This is a genomic window from Okeania sp. SIO3I5 (assembly GCF_010672085.1).
Classification (GTDB): domain Bacteria; phylum Cyanobacteriota; class Cyanobacteriia; order Cyanobacteriales; family Microcoleaceae; genus Trichodesmium.
In genome coordinates this window covers 1-10,860 of record NZ_JAAHHT010000290.1, presented here as the reverse complement: position 1 = coordinate 10,860, position 10,860 = coordinate 1, and the positions used below count along the sequence as shown (strand labels likewise).

Here is a 10,860-nt window from a genome sequence, read left to right as displayed (position 1 = left end):
TCCTCCTCCTCTTCCCCATCCTCCTCCTCTTCCCCATCCTCCCCATCCTCCCATCCTCCCCATCCTCCCCATCCTCCCCATCCTCCCCATCCTCCCACAAGGGTTTCAGGAGTTCCTTATAAGGGATAGCTTTCAAAGGGGGGTTGGGGGGATTTCCTCTGGTATTCCTAGTCAAGTGTAACTATTCAACCGGACATGATATAAAACCTTTATCTGTAAATGCTTTAAGATTTAATCAGCAAAGCCTAATTACCTCTTCTGTAGCTGATAGCTGACGGCTGAATGCTTACATAATATACTTAGTTAGATAGATGGAAAATTTGCTCTTGGTTTGATTGCATCAAGTCAGGAATTTTAGCAACAACAGGAGTTGCTGGATCGATGGTTTTCGAGACAAGCGATCGCTTTGCTGCTAATTTAACTTTGATAGGACTTACGCAAAATATCAAATCACACACCTTATGTAGGGGCGAATGGCATTCGCCCCTACTAGATAGCGGTGCGACCCCGCGTCGGCGTCAGACGCAAGCGGTCAGATCCCGCGACGACGACAGCTCGCTTGCGGAATGCTGACCAAGAGAGGGAACGCGCACCAAGAGATGGTGGTTATGCGTAAGTCCTGTTTGAAAAATTTCAATCAGATAGCAATTAAAAATGGAGTATTTATCAAAATAATCAGCTCTAAAATCCCCCCAAGATCGGCGAAATATTTTGGGAGCGGGAATCAAATCCCTGTTACCAAAATAACTTCTGACTTTGCTGATGATCGATACCCAAGCTAACTTTTGTACTATTTTGCCAACGTCTCTGAAGGCAACTCCCCAAACATGGTTTTGTAATCTTGAGTAAAATGACATGGACTGTAAAACCCAAATTCACTGGCGAGGATAGCTATTTTACAACTTTTGGGATCGCTTGCTTTCAGGCGTTGTCGCACTGCATTGAGTCGTCGTACCTTGACCTTGAGATAGCGCATGGGACTCACGCCAAATAAGTCCTGAAAACCATAAGATAAGGCAGCACTGCTAGACTCTAAATTTTCAGCTAGCTGTTTTAAGGTTAGGGGTGTTTCTAGGTGCGCTAACATTTTTTTCTCTGCTAATGTGGGCTAGAACTCAGATTCCGCATCTGAAAGCACCTAAAAATTCCAGCCATCTCCTACAGTAAAAGGAGATGGCTGGAAAAAGCTAGGTCTGGAAACTATTTTTCGCCTATTTTATGTCCTGTTATTCTGTTAAACACAGTACATAATATTCACCATTCTCAATAGTGAGACCATGAACGTGCGTTTGAAACCCTGGAAACAGACTGTCAAAGTTTTTGTTGTATAGCAGGTAATCCACGATCGCCTGATTGAATTTTTCGCCTGGCATAATCATCGGGATGCCTGGTGGATAGGGTGTCATCTGAACGGCAGCAGTTCGATCTACTAATGCCTCGATGGCCACCCGCTCGACCCGACCTGCGATCAATTCCTGATAGGCTTCTGCCGGGGATATCTCAGCGATGGCGCGGTTTCCTGGCTCGAAGAGATCCTTGAGCAATTCTGCGACCTGCCCATTCTTCATAGCTTGGTGCATCTGCTCGCAGAAAGTCTTCAGTCCGGTCTCTGGATCTGCTCCCGGAATTTCGAGTGGTACGTCAAGCTCATAGTCATCTATAAAGCTCTGCATCCCATCAATGGTTGCGATGACCTGGCCTGCCTCCACGCCGATCGTGTAGAGAACCAGGAACGAGTAGATCCCCGTCTTCTCAATGACAATACTCTGCTTGATACTTCCTCCTGCATCTTTACCATCGTTGAGATACCAGGCAACAATAGAGGCAGGAATACCCCCCGTCTCCTCATAGCCCTCTTCCGTTGCCGTCATCTTCAAGCCCCGCGTGAGGACGGTTACCTTGGTTGGGTCGAGTAGAATATCATCATTCTCTGTGATATCGTGGAAGCCGTGCCAGTACACATTATCAGGTGTGAGCTTCCAGTCGTCGGGATTTAAGCTGAGGGGTGTCTTTGCTTCCTTCCCTGCCGCATAGCGCTTTTTGACATATTCCTTGAGCATTTCCTGGAAGGAGCGGGTTTCATTCCCGGCAATGTTACTTGGCTGCCAGGCTTGGAAGTATGGAACCGCCGGAGACGGAGCGTTCAATTTATCGATCTCACTTCGGAATTCAATTGAGTTACTAATGGTATTTTGCACCTGCTCCTTACCCTTATCGTCTGCCATCATAGCAGTTGCCACATCCAGAGAGGCAATGAGCCCGTACTGAGGAGATGTAGAGGTGTTCATCATAAAGGATTCGTTGAACCGATTGTAGTCGAACACAAAGATCCCGCCTGGTGTCGGTGCTTGTTTTACATGGAGCATCGAGGTTTGGGAAAATGCGGCCAGCACCTTATGGGTCGATTGTGTTGAAAAGACGACCGTCGAGCTGCTTGCTTCAGGCTGGATGTCCATTGCGAAGCGGCCTGCGTAGAAAGGGTCGAACTTGGCGTAGCCGAACCAGGCTTCGTCAAGGTGGAGGACCGCCACATTTGCAGTCAGGTCGTCAAATATGTTTTGCACCTTGTAACATAAGCCGTCGTAGGTGGAGTTGGTAACGGTCACAGTTTTGGTGCCTGCCCCAACTCCCGCAAACGTTGTCTTAGTAATCGGGCCGATGAGTCCATGGAAATTCCTCGACGGCCACAAATAGCTTACGTTGTCTTTGGAGGCTACCCCCGTCGCGATCGCAGAATAGACGAGGGATTTATGGCAGTTACGATCTATCACAACCTTGTCTGTAGGGAGTACCGTTCCCTGCCAAATCATTCGGTTGGCTGTTGTCGTACCATTAGTGACAAGAAACGTATAGTCCGCTCCAAATGTCGCGGCTGCGAGATCCTCAGCCTCTTTGATTGGGGAGGTGTGATCCAAAAGCGAACCTAGTTCGGGAACGGACACTGACAAGTCAGATAGAAAGAGTGGTTCCCCGAAGAAGAAGTAGAAGTCTTGCCCGGCCGGATTGTTCCGGAACGCCCTCCCACCACAATGCCCTGGTGTATGCCACGGAAACTGTATGTTTTTGGCGTAGTCTGCTAGGGCTTTGAAGAAGTCCCCAGGCTGCGCACCATTTGTGTTGTTTGTACTCACGATTTTTCACCTCTCATGGGGTGTTACATACTGTCCCTAGTACTATAACCATCCCTATATGGAATGTCAAGTACTTTCGGGGTCAGTCTATAAATCACGTTAGTTTTACAGACTTGATAAAGCTAAAAAAAAGGCGGAGAAAGGTTTTAACGATTACGCTGCCATCGGGTAAATCGACCCCTCTGGTATTCCTTGGCAAAAATGGATAGTGAAGGCTGTCAGGGAACCAGGAATTTGGAATTGCAAGCTCTGGAGAGTCGCGCCTATGTCAAACAAGTGGTCTGGCAAAATACAACCCAAATCGGTTGTGGTGTGGCGGAGGGGGACCGACGGTCATTGCGGGTCGTTGTGCTATCGTTTACTATGTTGCCTGTCACTATGCGCTTGCTGGTAATATGTGGGGACAGTTTCTAGAGAACGTGCTACAGCTTTGAATACTCCCAGTCATGCGATTCTCAATCTAGCCTTTGGGAACGGCTTCGCGCCTCAATGTCGGTGGGCGATCGCCCTAGAGCGTCGGTCCATTAATAATGCTTGACAAATTTCAAAATTTGTGTATTGAGGGGAAATCGTTCTTCTGCTCGTTTACCGCTTTGTTTTTCAACGGTCTTTTGCACCGGATTTTGAAAGGAGTTGTGGCAGTAGCGATCGCCACCTCTCTCCTATTGGGAAGTATTACTCCCCCTGTCTTGGCACAAACTGCTGATGACATTCCGCTACCTTCCCTTCCCTGGCGTTCTGATCCTCCTGTTGATGGTACCTCCCTCCCCTTCCCTCCCATACCTTCCGCGAGTGAGGCCAATGAGACCCTACAAGAGTCCACAATGATTCGACGGGAAGAACCGAACTATCTACCCGCCGATGCTCCAAATATCCTTATTATCCTCCTGGATGATGTGGGATTTGGGCAAGCTGAAGCCTTTGGTGGTGAGATTCACGCCCCCACCATTCAACGGCTGTGGGATGAAGGAATTGCCTACAACACCTTTCATACCACTTCCATTTGCTCTCCGACTCGTGCCGCCCTGTTGACTGGACGCAACCACCAGAAGGCACAATCCGGAACTATCACTGAACGGGCGCTAGATTGGGATGGTTATCTCGGTGTCATTCCCGACACAACAGCGACACTGCCAGCAGTATTGCGGGAATATGGTTACAAGACTGCCGCCTTTGGGAAATGGCACAACACCCCCGCCACTGAAACCACCAAAATGGGACCCTTTGATCGCTGGCCTACCGACTATGGCTTTGACTATTTCTATGGCTTTCTTGCCGGAGAAACCTCCCAATACGAGCCACGCTTGTTTGAAAATACCAACGCGATCGAACCCCCCCACGAGTTGCCGGATGGAAGTCCTTACCATTTAAGTGAAGATATGGCCAATCAGGCGGTTACATGGCTGCGCCAACGCCAATCATATAGCCCCGACAAGCCCTTCTTTCTCTACTGGGCTCCCGGTGCTGCCCACGGTCCCCATCACATTTTCGACGAGTTAACCAATAAATACAAGGGTAAGTTTGATGATGGCTGGGATGAATTGCGCGCCCGCACTTTTGAGCGCCAGAAAAGTTTAGCGTGGCTACCCCTCGCAGACGATGCCGTCGATAGCGAGCGACCGGAAGAGATGGAGGCTTGGGCTGAAATTCCCGAGGACCAACGGGAGTTCCAAATCCGTTTAATGGAGCTTTACGCTGCTTTTCTAGAGGATGTAGATACCCAAGCCGGCAAGATCGTTGACGAACTGGAGGCCGAAGGCATTCGAGACAACACCCTAATCTTTTACATTTGGGGCGATAATGGTGCCAGTGCTGAAGGCCAAAAGGGCAGCATCAGCGAACTGCTCGCCCAAAACCAAATTCCAAATACTGTAGACGAACAACTCCAAGCTCTCAGGGACCAATTTGGCACAGAAGAAGATCCCTCGGGTCTGTCTGCCTTGGGAACTCCGAAAACGGACAATATGTACAATGCAGCTTGGGCTTGGGCTGGCGATGCACCTTTCCTCTATACTAAGCTGATTGCCTCTCACTTCGGCGGAACTCGCAATCCCTTGGTGGTTTCTTGGCCGGATGGGATTACCCCCGACTCCACCGCCCGTAAGCAGTTCCATCACGTCAACGACATAGCCCCCACCATCTACGAGATATTAGGCATTACCCCACCGGAAGAGTTCTATGGCTTTATCCAAGATCCGATCGATGGTGTTAGCATGGAATATAGCTTTAACGATGCCGATGCCCCTGATCAAAAAACGATCCAGTATTTGGACAACAATGGCAGTCGTGGTATATATTTCGATGGCTGGTATGCTTGCACCTTTGGTCCTCTGATTCCTTGGGAAACTGGCTCTGGCGAAGATATAGCAAATTGAGATTCTCGTGACGATGAGTGGGAATTATACGACCTAACAAAGGACTTCAGGCAGGAGAACGATCTCGCAGGGGAAGAGCCAGAGATTTTGGAGATAATGAAGCAATTGTTTTTGCAAGAAGCAGAAAAAAATCAGGTCTTTCCCATTGGTGGCGCTCTCTGGACTCGCATTCATCCCGAAGATCGGGTCGAGACTCCTTACACGAGTTGGACGTTTGATACTACTACGACTCGGATGCCTGAGTTTACCGCACCAGGTTTAGGTCGCGAGAGCAATACGGTGACGATTGATGTCGATCTCAACGGCGACGATTCTGGAGTTCTCTATGCCCTCGGCGGTTCGGCTGGCGGTTTGACCATGTTCATGGAGGACGGAAAGCTCAAGTATGAGTAGAACATGATGTTGTTGGATCGCTACAAGGGTGAATCAGCACCGATCGCTCCAGGGCACCACACCATTGAGGTGAATACTAGCTTCAGAAGCCTAGAACCTCTTTCCCCAGCCGATGTGGTGATTCGAGTCGATGGCAGTATCGTTGACAGCATTGAAGTCGAGCGCACTGTGCCTGGTGCTTTTAGCGCCAGTGAGACCTTTGATGTGGGAACGGATTTGGGTTCTCCTGTTTCCCTGGATTATGCCGAGAACGCGCCTTTCCCCTTTACTGGTAAGATTAACACGGTGAAAGTGGAGCTTGCAAATCCAGATGCACGTCACTTTTTACCTTTACCCTCGCCTTCCTTCGACTAGAAGTTCCTAGAAGAATGTTGATAGTCGATGGATTGTAGCATATCCCTGCTGGAATAGTGTGCCAGTAATTTACAGCAGTTTTCATTCCGGTAGACTACAGTAGGGACGTTCCATGGAAGGTCCCTACGGGGTTTTGCTTGTGACGATGTGGTTCATCAATCTGAAAAGCGCTGTAAGTTTTCTCAATGATCGTGGCTAGTGTAAGCTACGATTTCCTTCCTCTCATAAATCTGTTCAAAGCTATTCTCTACCTCAGCGAAATAATTCTGTAACTTAAACGATGAATAATTCTCAAAATTATATTCAAAAAGTCCTAATTGTTCTCAGTGTTTTTATTCTAACTGTTACTATTTTTAGTCCGAGAGCGTTTGCCGTACCCTCTTCAACTTGTCCCTCAAATATGGTTTTCATTCCCGGAGGAGATTTCAAAATGGGGTCGGAGCAACCAGAATTTATCGAAGAACTACCTGTAGAAGATGTAACTGTCAGTTCATTTTGCATTGACTCCCACGAAATTACCAACGCCGAATTTACCAAGTTTGTTGAAGATACAGGTTACGTTACCGTAGCCGAACGTCCCCTATCAAAAGAACAGTTTCCTGATTTACCCGATGAACAGCGATCGCCTGGTTCTCTCGTTTTTGAACCTCCCGCAGAAGGCATTCAACAAGTTGCTTATCTGAGTTGGTGGCATTGGGTTGTGGGCGCAAACTGGCAACATCCCTACGGCCCAGATAGCAATATTAGCGGCAAAGCAAAGCATCCCGTTGTTCATATTGCATACGAAGACGCCTTAGCCTACGCCAAGTGGGCAGGAAAACAACTTCCCACCGAAGCCCAATGGGAATATGCTGCCAGAGGCGGTTTAAAAGAATCTACCTACACCTGGGGGAAAGAATATTCTGCTAAAAAAGCCAACACCTGGCAAGGATTTTTTCCCTTTCTAAATACGAAAGCGGATGGCTACTTGGGAACTGCACCCGTTGGTTCGTTCAAGTCGAATGGTTACGGTTTATATGACATGACGGGTAATGTTTGGGAATGGACTGCCGACTGGTATCGGGTTGAACGCAAAGACATGGCTCATAGCGTTAATCCAGAAGGTCCCAGACAAGCAGAAAGTTTTGACCCCAAAAAACCCGCCGAGGGTGCGGTACACGTCATTAAGGGTGGTTCTCACCTCTGTGCGCCCAACTATTGCAGTCGATACCGTCCGGCTGCACGAGAGTCTCAGTCACCGGATACTGGAACCACTCACATTGGTTTTCGCCTGATCAAAAATTTGGGCTAAGTAAATAATGAATAATTAATAATGAATAATTAATACAGGACTTACGCAGAACCGCTATATCTAGTAGGAGTTAACAGCCGTTAACCCCTACAAGTGGTGTATATTTTCATCTGCGTGCGTAAGTCCTGATTATATAAGTTGCAAGCTTTCTGCAATATACTTTTGACTTTTACCTTTTAACTTTCGCCTCAATGTGGCGATCGCTCTATCAATTTCAAAAATGAAAAACTCCAGGTAGTAAAATCTATCTGGTTTTTTTTGTCTAATTTTGCATTACAGCGCTTTTCAAATTGATGAGCCACATTTTGACAACCAAAACTCGGTAGGGACGTTCCATGGAACGTCCCTACTGTGGTCTACTAATCATGAAAACCGCTGTAAAAAAAGTTGATTTTTTTCAGACTTTCTAGTTATATCATGTCCGCTGGTATCGTTGGTGTAAACTCAAGGGTGAATTTTACCGGAAATTTAAGTTTTTTTCTGGCTCTTAAGTATTCCTGCCAGTTAAGTGTTCCCTCCTCCCTGTTCCCTGTTCCCTGTTCCCTGTTCCCTGTTCCCTGTTCCCTGTTCCCTGTTCCCTACCTTTGCTATACAATACCGATGCTACCGGACATGATATTAAAATTAACTCATTAGAGAGAATAATAATCATTCTCATAAGATTGGATTTTTTATAGGTTTGAAATCATTAAAAAGATATACAATAATAGATTGTTTTGTTTTTAATTTGCAGAATGTTTGATATAAAGTAATGTTTTTTAACTTGATTTTTGGGAGATTTTTTAGTAGGCTTAAAATGTTTGAAATAATTTCAAAATCTTGAAAAAAATAGTTGGCTTGATGAATAAGTGTGGGCTATAAACTAATAATTTTTTGACCAAAAAATTAGATCTCAAGCCTCCCTATTCCATTGAGGTACTGATAACTGATAACTGATAACTGAAATGACAGAAATTCCTACATCTATCCTGACTGATGAGATCCCTAAACTCACCACACCTGATGTCAAACACCACCATCATCATCACCATCACCACGATGGTCATACCCATGCCCACGGAATAATAGATCCTGAAATCGCCAGCTCGGAGCGAGGCATCTGGGCTGTGAAATGGTCACTGCTGGGTTTGGTAATCACTGCTGTCTTACAAGCCGTGGTGTTCTGGCTCTCTGGTAGTGTTGCCCTCCTCGCCGATCTAATTCACAACATCGGGGATGCAATGACTGCCGTGCCTTTGGGCGTGGCGTTTTTTGTCTCACGACGCCAGCCAACAGCTAGATTTTCCTACGGTTTTGCTCGCTTGGAAGATTTGGCAGGAGTGATAATTGTGGTTATTGTGCTGTTAAGTGCCATGATTACCGCCTATGAGTCTGTAGAGCGATTTTACCATCCTCAGCCCTTGGATCATTTGGGGGCATTAGCGATCGCTGCTATTGTCGGCTTCATCGGCAACGAAATAGTGGCTGTTTTCCGGATTCGAGTGGGTCGTGAAATCAACAGTGCTGCCCTCATTGCCGATGGGTATCATGCTTTGGCTGATGGTTTGGTCAGTCTAGCGGTGTTACTGAGTGCTATAGGTGTTTGGTTAGGCTATTCCTGGGCAGATCCAGTGATGGGTTTAGTCATAACCCTAGTATTGCTGAAAATTGTCTGGGAGTCAGGGCAGACCATTTTTAGTCGTCTGCTGGATGGCGTAGAACCTGAGATAATTGAATCCCTCAACCATGCAGTCAGTCATGTACCTGAAATTGAAGAGTCGGCGGTTGCTAACCTACGGACTCGCTGGCTCGGACATCGGCTCCATGTGTCCATGGATATCATGCTACCACCTACTTTATCTCTTCAGGAGAGCCAAGAGATTACTAATACTGTTGAGGAGCAATTAAAAGCAAACCTCCCCTATTTAGGCTTAATTGTGGTTCGAGCCTTAGCTGATTCACAAGTGAAAAGTTAAAACAGAACTTACGCATACAACTCCCTTGAAAACACCATCTGTAGGGGCGAATGGCATTCCCCCTCAGTCTATTTAGTATCCGTGCGTAAGTTCTGTAAAAGTTAAAAGTCAAAATCAGCGTTCAGCTTTTCGACTAATGCAACAAAGCAATTTCAATGTGTAACAACTTATGCAAAAAACAGTAACAACACTGACTAATAAAGAAACCCTACCGTCGCAAACTATAGTTGAAGGAAACGATCAACCTCAATTAATCATTCGCATTTTGCGCGAACCATTGCTACACTTCTTAGTTTTGGGTGCCCTGCTCTTTGGGCTGTATTTTTGGGTGGGTAGTCCTTCGATTGCATCTACTTCTTCTGCCAAAAAAATTGATGTATCTGCTCCTGTAATTGAATCTTTGCAAGGAACCTGGGAGTTGCAGTGGGGCAGAAAACCAACTCTCCAACAGTTGGAAAAATTAGTAGATAACTATGTTCACGATGAAATCTTGTATCAGGAAGCTCTAGCCTTGGGATTAGATAACAAGGACATCATTGTCAGGCGACGGCTGATTCAAAAGATGCAGTTCTTGGTGGAAGATGTGGCAGGTATCAAGGAACCTTCGGATGAAGAGTTGCAAAGTTATTTAGATGATCATGCTGACCGCTACACTATACCCGGACGGTTTAGCTTTAATCAGGTTTATTTTAGCCGAGAACTCCATGGCGATAGCAGCGATACGGATGCTCAAAATCTCCTAACTCAGCTACAGAATAATACCGTTCAGACTCCACCTAGAGGCGATCGCTCTATGTTACCGACAATCTATACCCTGGCTTCAGCTCAAACCCTCAACAACACTTTTGGGGGAACTTTGGCTCGGGAGATGGCCGAGGTGACAGAAAAAGGTTGGCAAGGTCCGTTTCATTCAGCTTACGGTAGTCATTTGGTGAATGTGACTCAAATTGAACCTGGTCATCCGGGGACTTTGACAGAGGTAAGAAAGAGTGTGCGTCTGGACTACCTCAGAGACAAGAAGCAAAAGCAGGATGAACTATTTTATCAAAAATTGCGCGATCGCTATACAGTTTCTATTGATGAGGATGCTCTCAACCAAGAATTTCAGAAGGAGGACACATGAACTTGATACTACTAGGGCGTCTAGCTTTAAAATGTGAGTTGAAAAAACCTAACCCCCCAACCCCCTTCCCTGCAAGGGAAGGGGGAGAAATAGCCCCCTCTCCTTGCAGGAGAGGGGCAGGGGGAGAGGTCTTCGATAGTTTCCCGAGCCACAATTTGAGTATTGAAGGGGGAGAAATAGCCCCCTCTCCTTGCAGGAGAAGGGCAGGGGGAGAGGTCTTCGATAGTTTCCCGAGCCA

The 10,860-nt window shown here is 46.7% G+C and carries 10 protein-coding genes; 7 read left to right on the top strand and 3 right to left on the bottom strand.

The features are described from left to right. Positions 1-299: 299 nt before the first annotated feature. The 3 genes from F6K40_RS35355 to F6K40_RS35345 form a co-directional block, all read right to left on the bottom strand. Positions 300-449 (bottom strand): hypothetical protein, encoded by a 150-nt coding sequence (locus F6K40_RS35355; RefSeq protein ID WP_293143371.1) that lies wholly within the window; start codon positions 447-449, stop codon positions 300-302. A gap of 341 nt (positions 450-790) precedes the next feature. After that, positions 791-1,087 (bottom strand): helix-turn-helix domain-containing protein, encoded by a 297-nt coding sequence (locus F6K40_RS35350; protein ID WP_293143369.1) that lies wholly within the window; start codon positions 1,085-1,087, stop codon positions 791-793. Between the two features lie 139 nt (positions 1,088-1,226). Beyond that, entirely contained in the window at positions 1,227-3,131 is a 1,905-nt protein-coding gene (locus F6K40_RS35345; protein WP_293143367.1) for an aminotransferase class I/II-fold pyridoxal phosphate-dependent enzyme, read from the bottom strand. A 397-nt stretch (positions 3,132-3,528) separates the two neighbouring features. Here F6K40_RS35345 and F6K40_RS35340 point away from each other — a divergent pair, with 397 nt between their 5' ends. From F6K40_RS35340 to F6K40_RS35310, 7 genes are all read left to right on the top strand, one after another. Further along, positions 3,529-3,669, top strand: a complete 141-nt coding sequence (locus tag F6K40_RS35340) for a hypothetical protein (RefSeq protein WP_293143365.1) — start codon at positions 3,529-3,531, stop codon at positions 3,667-3,669. Beyond that, positions 3,662-5,506, top strand: coding sequence for an arylsulfatase (locus F6K40_RS35335; RefSeq protein ID WP_293143364.1), 1,845 nt, complete (start codon positions 3,662-3,664; stop codon positions 5,504-5,506). Before F6K40_RS35340 ends, F6K40_RS35335 begins: the two co-directional genes overlap by 8 nt. Before the next feature lie 96 nt (positions 5,507-5,602). Continuing rightward, entirely contained in the window at positions 5,603-5,899 is a 297-nt protein-coding gene (locus F6K40_RS35330; RefSeq protein WP_293143362.1) for a hypothetical protein, read from the top strand. Between the two features lie 3 nt (positions 5,900-5,902). Continuing rightward, positions 5,903-6,253 carry a hypothetical protein gene (locus tag F6K40_RS35325; protein WP_293143361.1) on the top strand — a complete coding sequence of 117 codons (351 nt, stop codon included), beginning with the start codon at positions 5,903-5,905 and terminating at the stop codon, positions 6,251-6,253. A gap of 280 nt (positions 6,254-6,533) precedes the next feature. Next, the gene (locus tag F6K40_RS35320) at positions 6,534-7,544 is read left to right on the top strand and encodes a formylglycine-generating enzyme family protein (protein ID WP_293143358.1); all 1,011 of its coding nucleotides are present in this window, start codon (positions 6,534-6,536) and stop codon (positions 7,542-7,544) included. A gap of 944 nt (positions 7,545-8,488) precedes the next feature. After that, positions 8,489-9,499: a cation diffusion facilitator family transporter gene (locus tag F6K40_RS35315; protein ID WP_293143355.1), complete on the top strand. Its 1,011-nt coding sequence runs from the start codon at positions 8,489-8,491 to the stop codon at positions 9,497-9,499. A gap of 169 nt (positions 9,500-9,668) precedes the next feature. Then, positions 9,669-10,622 (top strand): peptidylprolyl isomerase, encoded by a 954-nt coding sequence (locus tag F6K40_RS35310; protein ID WP_293143352.1) that lies wholly within the window; start codon positions 9,669-9,671, stop codon positions 10,620-10,622. Positions 10,623-10,860: the final 238 nt, after the last annotated feature.